This is a genomic window from Pseudoduganella guangdongensis (genome assembly GCF_009857475.1).
GTDB classification, from domain to species: Bacteria; Pseudomonadota; Gammaproteobacteria; order Burkholderiales; family Burkholderiaceae_D; genus Rugamonas; species Rugamonas guangdongensis.
Genome location: NZ_WWCJ01000009.1, coordinates 185,130 through 203,155, shown reverse-complemented (window position 1 = coordinate 203,155; position 18,026 = coordinate 185,130). Strand labels below are relative to the sequence as shown.

General features: G+C 65.0%; 20 protein-coding genes. 13 read left to right on the top strand and 7 right to left on the bottom strand.

All coding sequences use genetic code 11. The features are described 5' to 3' along the window. The first annotated feature begins 91 nt into the window (after nucleotides 1-91). The 3 genes from GTP41_RS14730 to GTP41_RS14720 are packed head-to-tail and all read left to right on the top strand — an operon-like array spanning nucleotide 92 to nucleotide 1,756. Complete coding sequence (locus GTP41_RS14730) at nucleotides 92-349, top strand: hypothetical protein (protein WP_161026318.1); 258 nt, start codon at nucleotides 92-94, stop codon at nucleotides 347-349. Next, the gene (locus GTP41_RS14725) at nucleotides 330-1,211 is read left to right on the top strand and encodes an MbnB/TglH/ChrH family RiPP precursor modification enzyme (RefSeq protein ID WP_161026317.1); all 882 of its coding nucleotides are present in this window, start codon (nucleotides 330-332) and stop codon (nucleotides 1,209-1,211) included. The genes GTP41_RS14730 and GTP41_RS14725 overlap by 20 nt, the downstream gene beginning before the upstream one ends. Next, entirely contained in the window at nucleotides 1,202-1,756 is a 555-nt protein-coding gene (locus GTP41_RS14720) for a hypothetical protein (RefSeq protein WP_161026316.1), read from the top strand. The genes GTP41_RS14725 and GTP41_RS14720 overlap by 10 nt, the downstream gene beginning before the upstream one ends. Here the strand turns inward: GTP41_RS14720 and GTP41_RS14715 are convergent. Then, nucleotides 1,711-2,613: a LysR family transcriptional regulator gene (locus GTP41_RS14715; protein WP_161026315.1), complete on the bottom strand. Its 903-nt coding sequence runs from the start codon at nucleotides 2,611-2,613 to the stop codon at nucleotides 1,711-1,713. The genes GTP41_RS14720 and GTP41_RS14715 overlap by 46 nt on opposite strands. A 137-nt stretch (nucleotides 2,614-2,750) precedes the next feature. Here GTP41_RS14715 and GTP41_RS14710 point away from each other — a divergent pair, with 137 nt between their 5' ends. The 6 genes from GTP41_RS14710 to GTP41_RS14685 are packed head-to-tail and all read left to right on the top strand — an operon-like array spanning nucleotide 2,751 to nucleotide 8,399. Then, a complete protein-coding gene (locus GTP41_RS14710; protein WP_161026314.1) occupies nucleotides 2,751-3,617 on the top strand; it encodes an alpha/beta fold hydrolase in 867 nt (288 codons plus the stop codon). 27 nt (nucleotides 3,618-3,644) lie between these two features. Next, nucleotides 3,645-4,823 carry a substrate-binding domain-containing protein gene (locus GTP41_RS14705; RefSeq protein ID WP_161026313.1) on the top strand — a complete coding sequence of 393 codons (1,179 nt, stop codon included), beginning with the start codon at nucleotides 3,645-3,647 and terminating at the stop codon, nucleotides 4,821-4,823. Nucleotides 4,824-4,835: 12 nt separating this feature from the next. Next, nucleotides 4,836-5,609, top strand: a complete 774-nt coding sequence (locus GTP41_RS14700; RefSeq protein WP_161026376.1) for an ABC transporter ATP-binding protein — start codon at nucleotides 4,836-4,838, stop codon at nucleotides 5,607-5,609. Further along, nucleotides 5,602-6,324 carry an ABC transporter ATP-binding protein gene (locus tag GTP41_RS14695; protein ID WP_161026312.1) on the top strand — a complete coding sequence of 241 codons (723 nt, stop codon included), beginning with the start codon at nucleotides 5,602-5,604 and terminating at the stop codon, nucleotides 6,322-6,324. The genes GTP41_RS14700 and GTP41_RS14695 overlap by 8 nt, the downstream gene beginning before the upstream one ends. Before the next feature lie 9 nt (nucleotides 6,325-6,333). After that, nucleotides 6,334-7,347: a branched-chain amino acid ABC transporter permease gene (locus GTP41_RS14690; protein WP_371867358.1), complete on the top strand. Its 1,014-nt coding sequence runs from the start codon at nucleotides 6,334-6,336 to the stop codon at nucleotides 7,345-7,347. Continuing rightward, nucleotides 7,347-8,399 carry a branched-chain amino acid ABC transporter permease gene (locus tag GTP41_RS14685; RefSeq protein ID WP_202419738.1) on the top strand — a complete coding sequence of 351 codons (1,053 nt, stop codon included), beginning with the start codon at nucleotides 7,347-7,349 and terminating at the stop codon, nucleotides 8,397-8,399. Before GTP41_RS14690 ends, GTP41_RS14685 begins: the two co-directional genes overlap by 1 nt. A 16-nt stretch (nucleotides 8,400-8,415) precedes the next feature. Here the strand turns inward: GTP41_RS14685 and GTP41_RS14680 are convergent, their stop codons facing one another. Genes GTP41_RS14680 through GTP41_RS14670 form a run of 3 tightly spaced genes read right to left on the bottom strand, consistent with a single transcriptional unit; the run spans nucleotide 8,416 to nucleotide 10,520 of the window. Then, the gene (locus GTP41_RS14680; protein ID WP_161026311.1) at nucleotides 8,416-9,177 is read right to left on the bottom strand and encodes a substrate-binding periplasmic protein; all 762 of its coding nucleotides are present in this window, start codon (nucleotides 9,175-9,177) and stop codon (nucleotides 8,416-8,418) included. 3 nt (nucleotides 9,178-9,180) lie between these two features. Then, entirely contained in the window at nucleotides 9,181-9,804 is a 624-nt protein-coding gene (locus GTP41_RS14675; RefSeq protein ID WP_161026310.1) for a glutathione S-transferase family protein, read from the bottom strand. Continuing rightward, on the bottom strand, nucleotides 9,801-10,520 hold the full coding sequence (locus GTP41_RS14670; RefSeq protein WP_161026309.1) for a glutathione S-transferase family protein: 720 nt from the start codon (nucleotides 10,518-10,520) through the stop codon (nucleotides 9,801-9,803). Before GTP41_RS14670 ends, GTP41_RS14675 begins: the two co-directional genes overlap by 4 nt. Nucleotides 10,521-10,984: 464 nt before the next feature. Between GTP41_RS14670 and GTP41_RS14665 the strand changes: the two genes are divergently transcribed. After that, nucleotides 10,985-11,602 (top strand): YceI family protein, encoded by a 618-nt coding sequence (locus GTP41_RS14665; RefSeq protein ID WP_161026308.1) that lies wholly within the window; start codon nucleotides 10,985-10,987, stop codon nucleotides 11,600-11,602. Here GTP41_RS14665 and GTP41_RS14660 read toward each other — a convergent pair. Then, nucleotides 11,586-12,170 carry a LysE family translocator gene (locus tag GTP41_RS14660; RefSeq protein ID WP_202419748.1) on the bottom strand — a complete coding sequence of 195 codons (585 nt, stop codon included), beginning with the start codon at nucleotides 12,168-12,170 and terminating at the stop codon, nucleotides 11,586-11,588. The genes GTP41_RS14665 and GTP41_RS14660 overlap by 17 nt on opposite strands. Before the next feature lie 187 nt (nucleotides 12,171-12,357). Here GTP41_RS14660 and GTP41_RS14655 point away from each other — a divergent pair, with 187 nt between their 5' ends. The 3 genes from GTP41_RS14655 (at nucleotide 12,358) to GTP41_RS14645 (ending at nucleotide 15,653) form a co-directional block, all read left to right on the top strand. Then, nucleotides 12,358-14,046: an ATP-binding protein gene (locus GTP41_RS14655; protein WP_229502867.1), complete on the top strand. Its 1,689-nt coding sequence runs from the start codon at nucleotides 12,358-12,360 to the stop codon at nucleotides 14,044-14,046. Further along, nucleotides 14,043-14,663 carry a phosphohydrolase gene (locus GTP41_RS14650; protein WP_161026305.1) on the top strand — a complete coding sequence of 207 codons (621 nt, stop codon included), beginning with the start codon at nucleotides 14,043-14,045 and terminating at the stop codon, nucleotides 14,661-14,663. Before GTP41_RS14655 ends, GTP41_RS14650 begins: the two co-directional genes overlap by 4 nt. A 291-nt stretch (nucleotides 14,664-14,954) precedes the next feature. Further along, nucleotides 14,955-15,653, top strand: coding sequence for a PleD family two-component system response regulator (locus GTP41_RS14645; protein WP_229502865.1), 699 nt, complete (start codon nucleotides 14,955-14,957; stop codon nucleotides 15,651-15,653). Between the two features lie 286 nt (nucleotides 15,654-15,939). Here GTP41_RS14645 and GTP41_RS14640 read toward each other — a convergent pair whose 3' ends face one another. Then, nucleotides 15,940-16,143, bottom strand: a complete 204-nt coding sequence (locus tag GTP41_RS14640) for a hypothetical protein (protein ID WP_161026304.1) — start codon at nucleotides 16,141-16,143, stop codon at nucleotides 15,940-15,942. A gap of 121 nt (nucleotides 16,144-16,264) precedes the next feature. Beyond that, on the bottom strand, nucleotides 16,265-18,025 hold the full coding sequence (locus GTP41_RS14635; protein ID WP_161026303.1) for an amidohydrolase: 1,761 nt from the start codon (nucleotides 18,023-18,025) through the stop codon (nucleotides 16,265-16,267). Between the last annotated feature and the right edge of the window lies 1 nt (nucleotide 18,026).

The window sequence follows — 18,026 nt, the reverse complement described above, 5'->3', positions numbered from 1 at the left end:
CGCGCCGCCTACAGTGGCATGCAAGGGCGCGGTTCACACTATGGTCCACCAGGCCGCGCCCGTTCACCAACCGGACCGCCTGGAGATCGTCATGGAAGATTTGAGCGCTCGCAATATCAAGAAAAACCATATCAAGATCGTGGTCGCCGAAGGCCGCGTCACGCTGGAAGAACTGCACAAGGCACTGGACGTGGCCGTGGCCCAGATGGTGCCGAAAGGCGGCTGCAACTGCGGCCTGACCGGCTTCGACCTGACCTTCCTGCGCGGCGACCCGGCCTTTGGCCGCGTGCTGCGCGAGGTGCCGCACATCGAAAGCGTGCTGGTGGAAAATGAAATCCTCCAACGCTAGGCTGGCAGACGCCGTCCCGCGCCCGGCACCGGGCGTGGGCGTCAGCTATGAGGGGCGCGAGCCGGCGCTCCTTGAGCTGATGCTGCCACACGTCGATATCATCGAGGTCACGCCGGAAACCATGTCGCTGGCGGACGGCGACAGCATCCGCCTCGACCCCGCCATTGTGGCCGAGCTGCGGAACATCGACCGCGAGAAAACCATCGTGGTGCACGGTGTGAGCCTGTCGATCGGCTCGCACGACGGCTGGTCGCCCACTTACCTGCGCCTGCTGGATGAATTGATGGACAAGGTGCGCGTGCGCTGGCACAGCGAGCACCTGGGCTACACCCGCGTCGATGGCGAGCACCTGGGCATCATGCTGGCCCTGCCGCGCACCGAGCAGGCGGCCGAGCTGGTGGCGCAGCGCGCCTGGTGCCTGCAGCAGCGCTACGGCCTGCCCTTCCTGCTGGAGAATATCGTGCACGTGGTGCCCGACTGCCCGGCCGACTACACCGATGCCGGCTTCCTCAACGCGATTGCCGCCGACAGCGGCTGCGGCCTGATCCTGGACGTGTACAACCTGGAATGCGACGCCCACAACCACGCGCTCGACATCCCCGCCTTCCTGGCTGAACTCGACGGCGAACATGTGCGCGAACTGCACGTGGCATGCGGCGTCAGGCACAATGGCCTGATGCTGGATGTGCATTCGCGCCTGCCGCGCTCCTGCACCCTGGACCTGGCGCAGCAGGTGCTGCGCGATGTCGCCCCCGGGGCCGAAGTGATCGTCTATGAATTCATGCCGGAAGCCGTGCCCGGCCTGGGTCACGCCGCCATCGCCGACACCCTGCAGCAGATGCGGCAACGCCAATGGAGGTAGCAAACATGGACCTGGCCAACCACCAACGCATCCTGCTCGGCCTGATGCGCGCCACCTTCCAGCCCGGCGCGGACGATGCGCCCTACTTCCACCGCGTGGCCGCCTCCATCGACCTGCGCGAGGCGCGCGGCAACGTCTACCTGTGGCGCGTTTTCGTGCTCGAACGCAGCTGCGTGCTGACGGTGGCGCTGCTGCGCCAGCGCGCCTTGCTGGAAGACGCCTTGCACGCCTTCATCCGCCAGCAAAACATCTCACCGTTCCGCGAATACCAGCCGCCGGCCTTCCTCGCCTTCCTGGCAAGCCACGCCGATCCGCTGGTGGTGTGCGTATCGCAGTTCGAGCTGGCCTTGATGAAAGTGCGCGAAGGCGACCCGGGCAGCTATGCCGTCGACTGGAGCTGCGACCCGGCGCCTGTATTGCACGCGCTGGCGCAGGGCAAGCCCGTACCGGCGCCGGGCCGGGTGGCCTTCCATCGCAGCACGGTCAGCGCCGCCCTGCCTCACTTGTTCGAACTAAACAGCGTGGCATTCGACTCGGCGAACTGACGCAGCAGATTCCACACGGCGCGCACGCGCGGCAAGCGGTACAAATCCACCGGCGCCACCAGCCAATAGGCGCGCTCCACATACACTTCGTCCTGCAGCACCGGCACCAGGCGGCCATCGGTCGCCATATAGGGCGGCGCCATCATCAGGCCCAGGCCAGCCGCCGCCGCCTCGGCCTGCGCCAGCATGCCGGTGCAGCACAGGCGGCGGCGCGGGTTGACGCCCAGTTCGTCGAGGAAATTCAGCTCGTTGCTGGCCAGGCGGTCCTGCACATAGTCGACGAAATCATGTCCGGCCAGGTCGCTGCGGCGCTTGATCGGCGCGTGGCGCGCCAGATACGCGGGCGAGCCGTAGACGTACAGGCGGAAGGACGCCAGCCGCGTCACCATATAGCGGCCCGTGTTGGGCGCATCCAGCGTCACGCCCAGGTCGGCTTCGCGGCTGGCCAGGTTGGCAAAACGGGGCTGCACCAGCAAGTCGACCGACAATTCGGGATAGTCCTGCAGGAAGGTAGCCAGCAGCGGCGTGATGAAGCGTACCCCCAGCGCCTCCGGTACGCCCAGCCGCACCACGCCGCGGATGGCCACCTCGGTGCCGGATAACTGTCCCTGCGCGGCCAGCACGGCGCTTTCCATCGCCTCCGCGTGCGGCAGCACGGCATGCCCCATCTCGGTCAGTTCATAGCCTTCGCGCGAACGGTCGAACAGGGTGGCGCCCAGTTGCTGCTCCAGGCGGTCGATGCGGCGCGATACGGTGGTGTGCTCAACCTCCAGCCGGCGCGAGGCGCCGGATAAGGTGCCGGCGCGTGCCAGCTCGAGGAAGAAGCGCAGGTCGGTCCATTCGGGCAGTGTCTTCATGCGTCGTATTGTGCATCATTTTGGGGCCGATTGGGCTTGCTGTGCAAAATTGCACACACGGTGGGCGCAGCCTCCGGTTCCCGCAATGATGCATTTCTTGCACACTGCACGCTCCTGCAACGCTGCCCACGAGGACTATGTATTCCGAGATCAGCTACACCAGCGACGATGGCCTGCGCCTGTATGCGCGCGACTATCCCGCCGCCAGCGGCGCCGCGCGCCTGCCCGTGATCTGCATCCACGGACTGACCCGCAATTCGGCCGACTTTGAGGACGTGGCGCCGTGGATCGCGGCCCAGGGCCGGCGCGTGATCGCGCTCGATGTGCGCGGCCGCGGCAACTCCGACTACGACCCCAAGCCGGACCGCTATACACCTGTGACCTATGCCAACGATGTGGTCAAGCTGGCGCACGACCTGGGCATCGAGCGCGCGGTCTTCATCGGCACCTCGATGGGCGGCCTGATCACCATGACCCTGGCGGTGCGCAAATCCAGCCTGGTGGCGGCGGCGGTGCTGAACGACGTGGGCCCGGCGCTGTCCGAGCGCGGCCTGTCGCGTATTCGCGGCTATACCGGCAAGGGCGAGGCGTTTACCAGCTGGCAGCAGGCGGCGGCCTACATCAGCGGCATCAACGCGGTGGCGTTCCCGGACAACTCGGCGCAGGAATGGGAGCGCTGGGCGCGGCGCGCCTTCCGCGAGGACCGCGACGGCCACCTGGCGCTGCGCTACGACCCGAATATCGCTGTGCCGATCCGCGCCAACAAGCTGAAGGCCACCTCGCTGGCGGCGCACTTCGCCTTCCGCCGCCTGGCGCGGCGCCGGCCCACCATGCTGATACGCGGCGGGCTGTCCGACTTGATCGAGGCCGAGCAGGCCAACGCCATGCGCGCCGCCGCGCCGCGCATGCAGTACGCCGAAGTGCCGGGCGTGGGCCACGCGCCCATGCTGTCCGAGCCGGCCGCGCTGGAAGCGCTGCGCAGCTTCCTCGCCAGCGTGGATTGAACTATATTGGGCGGACGGAGACACCGAATGAAAAAATACATACCGCTAGTACCGCTACTCATCGCGCTCGCGCCGGCCCTGGCGCCCGCGCAGGAGCTGAAAGTCGCGCTCATCGCCGGCAAGACCGGCATCCTCGAACCATACGCCAAGGAGACCGAGGCCGGCTTCATGCTGGGCCTGGAATACCTAACCAAGGGCAAGATGGAAATCAACGGCCGCAAGCTCAAGGTCATCGTCAAGGACGACCAGAGCAAGCCGGACCTGGGCCGCACCATGCTGGCCGAAGCCTACGGCGACGACAAGGTCGATATCGCGGTGGGCACCAGTTCTTCCGGCTCGGCCATCGCCATGCTGCCCATCGCCGCCGAATACAAGAAGGTGCTGATCGTCGAGCCCGCCGTGTCGGACGCCATCACCGGCTCGAAGTGGAACAAGTACATCTTCCGCACCGCGCGCAACTCCATGCAGGACGGCCTGGCCGCCGCCGCCACCTTCAAGCAAGGCAGCGTGGCTTTCCTGGCCCAGGACTACGCCTTCGGCAAGGATGCGGTCAAGGCTGCGCGCGAAGCGCTGCAGCTGACCGGTTCCAAGGCCAATATCGTGCACGAGGAATACGCGCCGCAGAACGCCACCGACTTCACCGCCTCGGCCCAGCGCATCTTCGACAAGCTGAAAGACAAGCCGCAGCCGCGCGTGCTGCAGATCATCTGGGCCGGTCCCAACCCGATGAACAAGATCGCCGACATGAAGCCGGAGCGCTACGGCATCACGCTGGCGCCGGGCGGCAACATCCTGCCGGTGCTGAAAACGTGGAAGGCCTTCGCCGGCACCGAAGGCACCATCTATTACTACTACAACTTCCCCAAGAACCCGATGAACGACTGGTTCGTGGCCGAGCACATGAAGCGCTACAAGACGCCGCCCGACATGTTCACGGCAGGCGGTTTCACCGCCGCCAGCGCGGTGGTGACGGCGCTGTCCAAAGCCGGCGGCGGCGACACGCGCAAGCTGATCGCGGCCATGGAGGGCATGGAGTTCGACACGCCGAAAGGCCGCATGCTCTTCCGCAAGGAGGACCACCAGGCCTTGCAGCCGATGTACCACTTCCGCATCAAGAAGGACCAGAAGAACGAATGGGACCTGCTGGAACTGGTGCGCGAAATCCCGGCTGCCGAGCTGCCCGTCCCCATCAAGAACAAGCGCTGAACGATGACTCCTTTGCTGTCCACACGCGGGCTGACGATCCGCTTCGGCGGCCACACGGCCGTCGATAACGTCAGCGCCGATTTCCACGCGGGCCAGTTGACGGTGATTGTCGGCCCCAATGGCGCCGGCAAGACCACCTATTTCAACCTCATGTCCGGCCAATTGCCGGCCACCAGCGGCCAGGTGCTGCTGCGCGGTGAAGACATCACCGGCAGCGGGCCGGCGGCGCGCACCCGCCAGGGCATCGGCCGCGCCTTCCAGCTCACCAACCTGTTCCCGCACCTGAGCGTGCATGAGAACGTGCGGCTGGCGGTGCAGGCGCGCGCCGGCGCCGGCATGAAGCTGTGGTCGATCTGGTCCAGCCACAAGGAACTGATCGAGCGCGCCGAGCACTACCTGCAGCGCGTGTCGCTGGGCGCGCGGCGCGACACCCCGGTGGCCGCCCTGTCGCACGGCGACAAGCGCAAGCTGGAAGTGGCCATCCTGCTGGCACTGGAGCCGGAGGTGATGATGTTCGACGAGCCCACCGCCGGCATGAGCGTGGACGAGGTGCCGGTGGTGCTGGACCTGATCCACCAGGTCAAGGCGGAACGCAACAAGGCGGTGCTGCTGGTGGAGCACAAGATGGACGTGGTGCGCGCCCTGGCCGACCGCATCATCGTGCTGCACCACGGCGCCCTGGTGGCGGATGGCGAACCAGCCGCCGTCATGTCCTCCGCCATCGTGCAAGAAGCCTACCTCGGAACTGCGCAAGCAGCTGCGCAAGGAGCTGCAATTCATGACTGAAGCCCTGCTCAAACTGTCCGGCGTGCACACCCACATCGGCGAATACCACATCCTGCAAGGCGTGGACCTGGCCGTGCCGCGCGGCGGCCTGACCGTCCTGCTGGGCCGCAACGGCGCCGGCAAGACCACCACCCTGCGCACCATCATGGGCCTGTGGCAGGCCAGCGCCGGCCAGGTCGAATTCAAAGGCCGCGCTATCAGCAAGCTTGGCACGCCCGACATCGCGCAGGCCGGCATCGCCTACGTGCCGGAATCGATGGCCGTGTTCAGCGCCCTGACCGTGCGCGAAAACCTGTTCCTGGCCGCGCGCAACGGGCCGATGGACACCGCGCGCCTGGAATGGATCTTCTCCTTCTTCCCAGCGCTGAAAAAGTTCTGGAACTACCCGGCCGGCAACCTGTCCGGCGGCCAGAAGCAAATGGTCGCCATCGCGCGCGCCATCATCGAGCCGCGCGAACTGCTGCTGATCGACGAGCCGACCAAGGGCCTGGCGCCGGCCATCGTCCAGAGCCTGGCCGACGCCATCCGCCAGCTCAAAGGCCAAACCACCGTGCTGCTGGTGGAGCAGAACTTCAACTTCGTGCGCCAGCTGGGCGACACCGTGGCCGTGATGGACGACGGCCGCGTGGTCCACAGCGGCGCCATGGCCGACCTGGCCGCCGACCGCGCCCTGCAGGAACGCCTGCTCGGCCTGGCCCTCGACGCACACCAATAAGGAGCGACCGTGAGCGATAACTTGCCCGCCCCCAGCGCATCGGCGGCTTTGCCGCCGATCCCGCGCGACATCCCGCCACTGCTGCTGGTGCCGGCCCTGATGCTGGCCATGCTGCCGCTGGTGGGCAGCCTGCCCACCTGGGTCACGCTGACCATGGCCGGGCTGGCGATGGGCATGATGATCTTCATCATGTCCAGCGGCCTGACCCTGGTGTTCGGCCTGATGGACGTGCTGAACTTCGGCCATGGCGCCTTCATCTCGGTGGGCGCCTTTGCCGCCACCCTGGTGCTGCTGCCGATGCAGGGCTGGCTGGAGGCCGACTCGCTCGGCATGAACCTGGCCGTGCTGGGCCTCGCGGTCGCCATGGCAATGGCGGTCACCGCCCTTTTGGGCTGGGCCTTCGAGCGCGTCATCATCATGCCGGTCTATGGCCAGCACCTGAAGCAGATCCTGATCACCATGGGCGGCATGATCGTGGTGGAACAACTGATCCACGTGGTCTGGGGCGCCGACCACAAACCGATGCCGCTGCCGACCGCCCTGCGCGGCGCCATCGTCATCGGCGACGCCGCCATTGAGAAGTACCGCCTGCTGGCGGTGGTGGTCGGCCTGCTGGTGTTCGTCGCGCTGACACTGGTGCTGAACCGCACCAAGCTTGGCCTCTTGATCCGCGCCGGCGTGGAGAACGGCGAAATGGTGGAAGCCCTGGGCTACCGCATCCGCCGCCTGTTCGTCGCCGTGTTCGCGGCCGGCTCCGCGCTGGCCGGCCTGGGCGGCGTGATGTGGGGGCTGTACAAGGAAACCCTGACCGCCTCCATGGGCGGCGAAGTGATGGTCATGGTCTTCATCACCATCATCATCGGCGGCCTGGGTTCGGTGGGCGGCTGCTTTATCGGCGCGCTGCTGATGGCGCTCACCGCCAACTACGCCGGCTTCCTGGCGCCCAAGCTGGCGCTCGTGTCCCATATCGTGCTGATGATCGCCATCCTGCTCTGGCGCCCGGCCGGCCTGTCGAGGAAATAATGCTGAATACCCTGCTCTCCGGCGACCTGCCGCGCAGCCGCACCCTGGGCACCATGCTGGCCCTGGTGGTGCTGGCCCTGGCGCTGGCGCCCTTCATCGCCACCGGCGCCCGCCCGCTCAACACGGCGGCCACCATCTGCATCTATATCGTGCTGGTGGCCTCCTACGACCTGCTGCTTGGCTACACCGGCATCGTCTCCTTCGCCCACACCATGTTCTTCGGCATCGGCGCCTACGGCGTCGGCTTGGGTTTCGCCGGCATGACGCCCAGCTGGAGCGGCGCCGCCATCGGCCTGGTGGCGGCCCTGGCGCTGGCCCTGGTGCTGGCCTTCATCATCGGCCTGTTCGCGCTGCGCGTGCGCGCCATCTTCTATTCCATGATCACGCTGGCGGTGGCGTCCTCCTTCGCGGTGCTGGCCTCGCAGCTGTCCGACCTGACCGGCGGCGAGGACGGCAAGACCTTCGACGTGCCCGACCTGCTGTCCCCCGCCAACGAATTTGGCGAATTCATGGGCCGCATTGTGGACGGCAAGGTGCTCACTTACTACATCGTGTTTATTTGCGCGGTGCTGATTTTCCTGGCCCTGCTGCGCATCGTCAATTCGCCTTTCGGGCGCGTGCTGCAAGCGATCCGCGAGAACGAGTTCCGCGCCGAAGCGCTGGGCTACCGCACGGTGCTCTACCGCATCGCGGCCAACTGCATCGGCGCCGTCGCGGCCACCCTGGCCGGCGCCCTGCTCGCGCTGTGGCTGCGCTACGTCGGCCCCAAGACCACGCTCGGCTTCGAAGTAATGACCGACATCCTGCTGATCGTGGTGATCGGCGGCATGGGCACCATGTACGGCGCGCTAATCGGCACCGCCCTGTTCATCCTGGCCAACAACTACCTCAAGTCGCTGATGGCACAGGCGGCGGGGGCGGTGGCCGGCGTGCCGCTGCTGGAGGCGGCCCTGCACCCGGACCGCTGGCTGCTTTGGCTCGGCATCCTGTTCATCGTGGCGATTTACTTCTTCCCTAGCGGGATCGTGGGCAAGCTGCGCGCACGCGCCTAGCGGCGCCTGGTGGCGCCTACTCGCGCGGCAAGCCGGCCGAGTACTTGGCGATGACCGCATCCACGCGGCCATCAGCGCGCAGCGCCGCCATGCCGCGCCGCAGTTCGTTTGCCAATTGGGCGTCATCCAGCCGCTTCGACAGGTGCAGCTGCACATCGCGCGAATGGACCACGAACGAGGTGCCCAGCTGGCTGCGGCTGATGCCCAGCTTGCGCATCGCATAAAAGACACCGGGCCGGCCGCCCACCACCACGTCGATGCGCTTTTCCAGCAGCATGTGCAAGCCTTGCACATGGTCGGTGATTTCGTAGTGGTGGATCGCTTTGTCGTGCATGAACTCCGGACCGTAATCCGTGCCGCGTATACGCGCCACCGTCAGGCCGCGCAGGTCGCTGACGCGGCGCAGACGGGTGCCGGCGCGGCCAACCGCAATCGCCTCCAGCGACCAGACCGGGCCCGCCGCATGCGCCACCTCCGCGATGGCCGGACTTGGCATGGCCAGCATCATATCCACCTGCCCGGAACGCAGCAGCGCCAGGGCGCGCGCATACGGCGCGCCCACCACATCGAGCGGGCGCCCTAGCTCCTCGCCCAGCATTGCGAAGACTTCGGTATAGGCGCCGCTTTGGCGGCCCTGCGCATCGCGCATGCCGTAGGGTTCCACCTGCAAGACCGCCGCCCGCAGCGGCCGGCCGCCGGCGCGGACGGCCCGCGCAAGAGACAGCGCCAGCATGCCCGGCAAGCAGGCCAGCAGCTGCCGGCGCCGGGTCGGGTCCATGCTTCAGGTGCCGGCGCTGGCGCTCGGGCGCTCGGCAATCCGGTCGCGCCAGGCTTGCAGGTGCATGAGACCTTGCTCGGCGGGCCGGAACTTCATCAGCCCGCGCGCAAAGTCGAAGGCGCAGAACGCGGTGATGTCGGCAATGGTAAAGCGCTGGCCCGCCACGTAGGGCTGCGCGGCCAGCACGCCATCCAGCCAGCGCGCATTCTCGCGGAACTTCTCGCCCTGCGAGGTGCCGAAGTCGGGGAATTGCGGATTTTCCAGCGGCGCGAAACCGGGATGGCAATGGCGGATGGCGTTGGCGGCGATCGCGAACAAATGCAGCTCGATGCGGCGGTCCGCCATTTCAATGAAAGCGCGCTCCTCGGCGCTTTCTCCCATCAGGTTGGGGCTGGGATGCAGCCCCTCCAGATAGGTGCAGATGGCGCGCGTTTCGCACAGCACGCGGCCGTCGTCCAGTTCCAGCGCCGGCAGGCGGCCGAAGGGATTCAGCGCCAGGTAGCTCTCGCTGCGATGCTCGCCCGCCCCCAGGTCAACGTTTTGCAGTGGAAGCGCGATGCCCTTCTCCGCCATGAACATGGCGACGCGGCGCGGGTTGGGGGCACGGGGGGCGGTGTACAGCTTCATTCGGTCTCCTTTTGTGAGCGGCGCGACTGGCCGGTTTCGAGCATTTTGCGCGCCGCGGCGGAGAATTGGCGTGCTTTTTCTTCACTGTCGGGCCGAACCAACACCTCGCTCGGCGGCCGCTCGATGCCGCGCTGCACGGCCGGTCGCGCGCGCAGTTCGGCGATCCAGCGCTGCAGATGCGGCAAACCCTCGGTATCCACGCCCGACCAGCGGTGCGTGCGCACCCAGGCCCAGTTGGCGATATCCGCAATCGAATACTCGCCCGCCAGGTATTGATGCTCGGCCAGGCGGCTGTCGAGCACGCTGAACAGGCGCCGGCACTCGCCCTGGTAGCGGTCGATGGCGGGCTGGATCTTGTCGGGGAAGTAGCGGAAGAACACGTTCGCCTGACCCATCATCGGTCCGATGCCGCCCATCTGGAACATCAGCCACTGCATCACCAGCGAGCGCCCTTTGCCGTCCTGCGGCATCAAACGCCCCGTCTTCTCAGCCAAATAGAGCAGGATCGCGCCCGACTCGAACACCGCAAAATTCCCGTTGTCGCGGTCGACAATGGCCGGGATGCGCCCGTTCGGATTAATCGCCGTGAACCACGCCTCCTTCTGTTCCCCTTGGCCCAGGTCCAGCACCCGCATCTCATACGGCAGTTCCAACTCCTCCAGCGCAATGGACACTTTGTGACCATTGGGCGTGGCGGCGGTGTAAAAATCGATCATCAGCGCTCCTTTCGGCAGACCGGAGCATGATAGCCGAGCGCGCAAAAAAAAACCGGCCGATTGGGGGGGCCGGTGAAAACGCTTTTTAGGGCGCGGGGATAGAAGAAACGAAACTGTGCCGGATTGAGGAATCCGGCAACCGGGCGCTCGGCAATGCCGTACGCTATGGACGTACTTTGCCAGCTTTCCGTAAGCCAAGGCTTAGGAGTTCATTAAGGAAGGAATCTTCGGCCAGGCGAAAAAAAACCCGCGCCATGCGCGGGTGAAGGGATTCAAATCGGGAGAGATTTGAAAGTGCTGGGATGGATAATCGACCGCGAATATCTCGCGGCGGTTTTCCGAATATCGAAACAACATAACTTCGTATAAGATAGTACAATTTTTAAAATAGAAACTCTCGAAAAGTCACAATGCGGGTAAAAATTTGTAAATGGACCATTTATTCCGCATTCAGCGCGGGCGCCATGGCCATTTCCGCCTGTAGCACCGCCCCGCCGCCGCCCGCCCCGACCGCCCTCCCCGCCGCCGCCCCCGCGCCGCCAGCCACGCACCAGGCCCACCGCATCGTCGCCGGCGAATCGCTGGTCGCCATCACCGTGCGCCGCGGCGGTCCTTTGGCGCGCATGGGCCACGACCACGTGGTGGCCACGCGCCAGCTGGAAGGCTTTGTCGACCTGGCCCAAGGCCGCACCGAACTGCGCTTCCGCCTGGACCAGCTGCAGGTGGACGAAGCCGAACAGCGCAAGGATGCCGGGCTCGACACCCAGCCCTCGCCCGACGCCATCGAAGGCACGCGCAGGAATATGTTCAACAAGGTATTGCAGGCCGCCGCCCACCCCTGGGTCGTGGTACGCGCCGCGCGTGACGGGGCTTTCCTGAACGCGCAGGTCACGCTGCACGGCGTTACGCGCGCCTACCGCGTGCCGCTGCAGCTAAAGGAAGATGGCGCCTTGCTGCGCGCGAGCGGCAGCTTTACCGCGCGCCAAAGCGATTTCGGCATCACGCCCTTCGCCGTGTTCGGCGGCGCGCTGGCGGTGAAGGATGAAATGGAACTGCGTTTCGCGATCAGCGCGCGACGATGAGGCGCAGGCCCAGGCCGACAAAAATCGCCCCGGCGCCGCGATCGAGCCACAAGCCCGCGCGCGGATGGCGGTTGATCCACTTGCCCACCGCGCCGGCGAAATAACCGAGCGCGCCAAACAGCAGGCAAGCCTGCAAGGTAAACAGCAGCCCCAGTTGCGCCGTCTGCCAGCTGGCGTCGCCGCGCCCCGCCACCACGAACTGCGGCAGGAACGACAGGAAGAACAGCACCACCTTCGGATTGATCGCGTTCGCCAGCAAACCCTTGGCAAACAGCTTGCCCAGGGATTCCTCCGGCAGCGCCGCCTGCCCCACCTGCGCCCCACCCTTGCTGCGCAGTGCGCCGATCCCCATCCAGATCAGGTAGAGTCCCCCCACGAGCTTCAGCGTGGTGAAAGCTGCGGGCGACGCAGCGATCAGCGCCCCCACGCCCAGCGCCGCCAGGATGGTGTGGCTCAGGCAGCCCAGCGCGCAGCCGAGGCCGAATACCACGCCCTGCTTGCGCCCGCGCGACATGCCCATGCTCAGCACCATCAGGTTATCCGGGCCGGGGGAAACGGTAATCAGCATGGCTGCCGCCAGGAAGGCCAGCCCTTGTTCCGGGGAGATCAACACCAGTGTCTTTCAGTTGAGTAGTTAAAGCGGGGAGCCCGGATGATACACCAATAACAATTCGGTACATCCGGACGACGGATTGTCCATTACAATAATGACATTGTGGAGATTATTAATATTGTTTTCTTCCGTTGATTCGTTTTTGGATTTCCCCGCAGCCCTGTTAATAATCCTGGGGCTGGCCGCGCTTATCCTGCTGTTTTGGCAAAACCGGCGCCTGCGCCAGCGCCTGGCCGACAGCGAAGCGCAAACAAAACGCCTGCAACTGCAAAACGAAAAGCTGGGCCGGCACCGGATCGACTTCCTGGCCGCCATGAGCCACGACATCCGCACCCCGCTGGCGGGCGTGATCGGCATGCTCAAATTCGCCCTGCGCGACCGCACCATCGCCGACCGCACTGTCGAGTACCTGCGCATCGGCCTGAAGAACAGCGAAGCCCTGCTCAATATCCTGAACGACCTGCTCGATTTTTCGCGCATCGACGCCGGCCGCCTCTCGATCAGCACCCAGGACCTGGACCTGATCGACATCATCGACGAAGCCATCACCATCCTGCGCCCGCAAGCCGACGCCAAGGCGCTGCTGCTGCGCTGCGAGCTGGCGCCCGGCCTGCCGCGCCACGTGCAGGGCGACCCCAACCGCATCCGCCAGATCCTGCTCAACCTGCTGGGCAACGCCATCAAATTCACCGAACGCGGCGAAGTGCGCCTGCGCGCCTCGGGTGAAACGGCGGACGGCCTGGCGCGCGTCAGCTTCGCCATCACCGACACCGGCCCCGGCATCCCGCTGGAAATGCTGCCGCGCCTGTTCCGCAAATTCGAGCCGGCCGACCTGTCCTCCACCCGCCGCGCCGACGGCCCCGGCCTGGGCTTGGCCATCTGCAAAGAGCTGGTCGACCTGATGGGCGGCCATATCGAAGCCGACACCCGCCTCGGCAAAGGCACCACGGTGCGCTTCTCGCTGCCGCTGGCCCTCGGCGCCCCGCCCGAGGAAAGCCCGCTCAACGTGCCGGCCCACCTGCGCCACGCGCACCGCCTGCGCGTGCTGTGCGCCGAAGACGTGCGCACCAACCAGATCATCATCAGCACCCTGCTGGAAGGCATGGGGCACGAGGTGGCAGTGGCCGAGAACGGCCTGGAAGCGCTGCGCGCCCTGCATAACGAAGATTACGACGTGGTGCTGATGGACGGCCGCATGCCGCAGATGGACGGTGAGCAAGCCGCGCGCCTGATCCGCCGCGGCGGCAGCCTGGACCTGCCGGTGCGCGACCCGCTGGTGCCGATCATCGCCCTCACTGCCAACGCCACCGACCTCGATCGCGCGCGCTACCGCAATGCCGGCATGGACGGTTTCCTCAGCAAGCCGGTCGATGAGCGGCTGCTGTTCGACCTGCTGGAAAAGACCATCAACCAGTTACTGGCGCGCGGCCGCCAACTGCAGCGCACCGCGCCCACCCTGGCCGAACTGGACGACCTGTTCGGCGTGGCGCCGGCCAACCCGGCCATCCACATCCTGCCGCTTAGCGGCATGACGCCGCGCCACCAGCGCCGCATTGCGCAAGCCTTCCTCGAGGAAGCGCCGCGCCGGCTGGACGAAGGCCGCCTGGCCCTGCAGAACGGCGACGGCGAAGGCGCCACCAGCGCCTTCCACGCGCTCAAAGGCAGCTGCGGCTACCTGAGCGCGCCGGAGCTGCACACCTTGTGCCACCAGATGGAAAAGGCCAGCGCCAGCGGCGACCTGCAAAGCGCCGCCGCCCTGTTGCCGGAACTCGAATCCCTTATCCTGCAAGCTTGCAACGACCTGCGCCGCGACGATACGATAGCGGCATGACGACACAACGCGCCTGGGTGCGCATGCCGTCCGGCCGCCGGCTGGACTTGCTCGACCCCACGCCCTTCGATTGGGACGACTCCGACCTGGCGCTGGGCCTGGCACGCACCTATCGCTGGGGCGGCCATTCCGCCTGGCCCTTACCGCTCTCGGTCGCCCAGCATTCACTGACGGTGCTGCAATTGCGTCGCCAATGGTCGGCCACGCCACTCGATCCCCTGTCCTGCCTGCGCGAGCTGCTGCACGATGCGGAAGAAGGCCTGCTCGGATTCGACTGTATATCGGTGCTCAAACCCTTCCTGGGCGAGAGCTTCCGCGAACTGAGCCAACGGCTGGAACAGGCGGTTTTCCTGCGCTACGGCCTGCCGGCCTGGACCCCCAAGGAATATCAGGTCCACAAGCGTGCCGACCGCCTGGCCGCCGCCAGCGAAGCCGTGCACGTGGTCGGCTGGAGCGACGAAGAAGTGCGGCGCACATTGAAGATCAGCGCAGTGCCCTTACCTGAAGATCCGTTGCAGCCGTTATACGGTGACCGGGCCTGGGAGCCCTGGGCGCCGGGGCTGGCCTGCGCGCGTTTCCTCGCCGAACTTGACCGGCTGAAGGCAGCAGCTTCATAGACCGGATGATAAAATTGCGCTAATGCGAAGTATTTAAAGACGAATTTTGAGTTATCCACTTTCACTGTGGATAAGCGTGTGGAAAAGCGGGGCTTGACAGCCCGTTTCGCCTGTAACGGCGCGGTTTTCAACAAATTGCCCAATTCTTTGGCATGCAGTTAGTCCTATTAAAATCAATGACTTAGCGAATGCACGCATATGCTTTCTTGCAACTCACTGAGCCTTCGGAAAATATTTTGACAAAACCCCTGCCGCAGAATAGTGTGTCCAAAAAGGATGAAGGGAAAATGCATGGACGTTAAAGTTCCTGACGACGACGCAAGCGAAGGCTGGATGATTGACGACGAGGCGCAAGCCGGTTCCGCCGAACTTGCCGCAGGTGCCGGTCCCGCGCCGTGGCGCGTCCTGATCGTCGATGACGATGTCGATGTCCATGTCGTCACCAAGTTCTCCCTCAGCAACGCCTGCTTCATGGGCCGCCGCCTCAGCTTCCTGCACGCCTACTCCGGCGAGGAAGCGCTGACCACGCTGCGCAACAATCCCGACGTGGCCCTGGTGCTGCTGGATGTGATCATGGAAACCAGCGATGCCGGCCTGCGCGTGGCCAACCAGATCCGCACAGAGCTGAAGAACGAGCTGGTGCGCATTGTGCTGCGCACCGGACAGCCGGGCCAGGCGCTCGAGCACAGCATCATCCTCGACTACGACATCAATGATTTCTGGTGCAAGACCGACCTGACCACGCGCAAGCTGTTCACGACGGTCATTTCCTCCCTGCGCAACTACTCCGACCTGGTCCAGCTGCAAGCGCAGCTCGCCAAGTACAACCAGCACCGCGAGCAATTCGCCGCCATCCTGCAGGGATTGCAGCAAGGCCAGGCATGGTCCGGCCAGCTCACCATTGGTCAGCCGCCGGCAACTGTGGATATCCAGGTCCAGCCCGGTGCGGAAACAGGCACTTTCAGCGCCACCGGCCGCATCCTGAAATAACTACTGTATGCACGTACAGTAGTTATTTCGCTCTCATCTTCCCGGTAACTTCCCGCAAACCGCGCTAAGTGGCGGATTGAAAAGGCCTTTTTCCCTTATCCACATTGTTTGTGGATATCTTTGTTGATAAGGGGGGCTTGACAAGGCAAACAGCCCTCAACGACGCCATTTCCAACAAACTGCCTGTTCAATGTGCAGAATAAACCGGCTTTAAAATCAACGACTTAGAAACTCACAAATTGTCACAGCGACTCTTTAACTAATTAAACTCGCGCAGTACCTGCCGTCAATTTTTGTGTATAACCCGGCTCGCCGCGCGCCGCTGAGCGGGCTGGAGCAAGACACGCTGGATGATTTGAGGCGGGATATTGTGGGACTTCATGTACTCCAGCGCGCACAAGGTGCTGAAACTGGCTTGCACCTCGATACCACGGTCAACAATCTCACAACGCGCCAGATCGACGCGCGGGGTGTAATGCAGCAATTCCATGGGACACCTTCAAGCGTGATGGGCGGTCTTGAAAGTATCGACCAAGATCCCAGGAAGTCAATGTCAACCAAGGGTCGGCCGGGTCGCCGTACCGCCCAAGGTTGACGCGGGCTGGGCTGTATTAGCGGTTTTGGTAGCCGCCGTAGTGTTTCACGGGGCTCCAGTCGGGCTGGATCGCTGGGGCCTCGGGGGCGTAGCGCTGGAAATCGGGGCCGGCGTGGACAATGCGGCCGTTCACCACCGTAAGGGCGCTTTCCAGGGTCTTGATCTCGGCTTCGGGAATGCTGAAGTAGTCTTTCGGCAGCACCACCAGGTCGGCGTATTGGCCTTTCACGAGCTGGCCTTTGCGCTTTTCTTCGCCGCTGAACCAGGCGCTGCCGGAAGTCATCAGCTGGAGCGCTTCGTAGCGGCTCAGGCGATCGCCCGGCTGCCACATGGAGAGGCCGCCGGCCGTCTTGCCCGTTACCGCCCAGTAGATCGAGGGCCAGGGGCCGTAGCTCGATACGCGCGTGCCATCCGTGCCCAGACCGAGCGGGATCTTCATCTCCAGCATCTTGCGCAGCGGCGGCATCTGGCGCGTTTGCGCGCCGTAGCGCTGCCAGTAATGTTCGCCCTGGAAGTACATGCGGTCTTGCACGGCCACGCCGCCGCCCAGCGCTTTCACGCGCGCCAGTTGGGCGTCGGAAATCGTTTCGGCATGGTCGAAGAACCAGCGCACGCCCTTGAACGGCATCTCGCGGTTGACCTTTTCGATCACGGCCAGGTCGCGCTCAATCGATTCGCCATAGGTGGCGTGAATGCGGAATGGCCAGCGGTTCTTCACCAGCAGCCGCAGCACCGGTTCCAGCTCGCTTTCCATATGGGCCGGCATCTCGGGCCGCGGCTCCAGGAAGTTCTCGAAGTCGGCGGCGCTCCAGACCAGGTTCTCGCCTGCCCCTTCGGTGTTGTAGCCGTTGGCGTAGAACATGTGGTCGTTGCGGTCCGGCTTGGCCATGGTCAGCCAGCGCTGGTAGTCTTCCAGCTCCTTGCCGGGCTTTTGCGCAAACAGGTAGTACGACGTGCGTACGGTCAGCTTGCCGTTTTTCGCCAGTTCCAGCGTGACCGAGTAGTCGTCGGGATAGGCCTGGCCGCCGCCGCCCGCGTCAATCGCGCTGGTCACGCCCAGGCGGTTCATTTCGCGGTAGTAGTGGATGGTGGAGTTGAGCTGCTGCTCGCGCGGCAGCGCGCCGGTCTTGCCCAGCGTGGAGTACAGCACCATGGCGTTCGGCTTGGCCACCAGCAGGCCAGTCGGCTTGCCGTCGGCGCCCAGTTCCACCACGCCGTCTTTGTAGCGCGTGTCCTTGTCGTAGCCGAGTACTTCGATACCCTTTTTGTTCAGGAATCCCAGCCCGTACAAGTAGAGGATGAAGACCGGCTTGTCCGGCACGGCTTCGTTGATTTCTTCCAGCGTCGGCAGGCGCCGTTCTTCGAACTGGAATTCATTGAAGCCGCCCACCACCTTGATCCAGGCGCCGTCCGGCGTGCGGGCGGCCTGCTCGCGCAGCATCTGCATGGCGCGCTTGAGCGAGGTCACGCCGTCCCAGCGCAGCTCGGCGTTATAGTTCAGGCCTTCGCGGATGATGTGCAGGTGGGAGTCGTTCAATCCCGGGATGACCGTGCGGCCGCCGGCGTCAATCACCTGGGTGCCGGGCTTTTTCAGCTTGAGCACCTGGGCATTGCTGCCCACGGCGGTGATCACGCCGCTTTTAACGGCGACTGCCTGCGCGAAGCTGCCTTCGCGCGCCATCGTGGCGACTTTGCCATTGGTGATGATCAGGTCTGTCGCGTGGGCATGCGGCAGGAAGGCAGCCAGCAGGGCTGCGGCCAGCATCGGTCGGGCCATG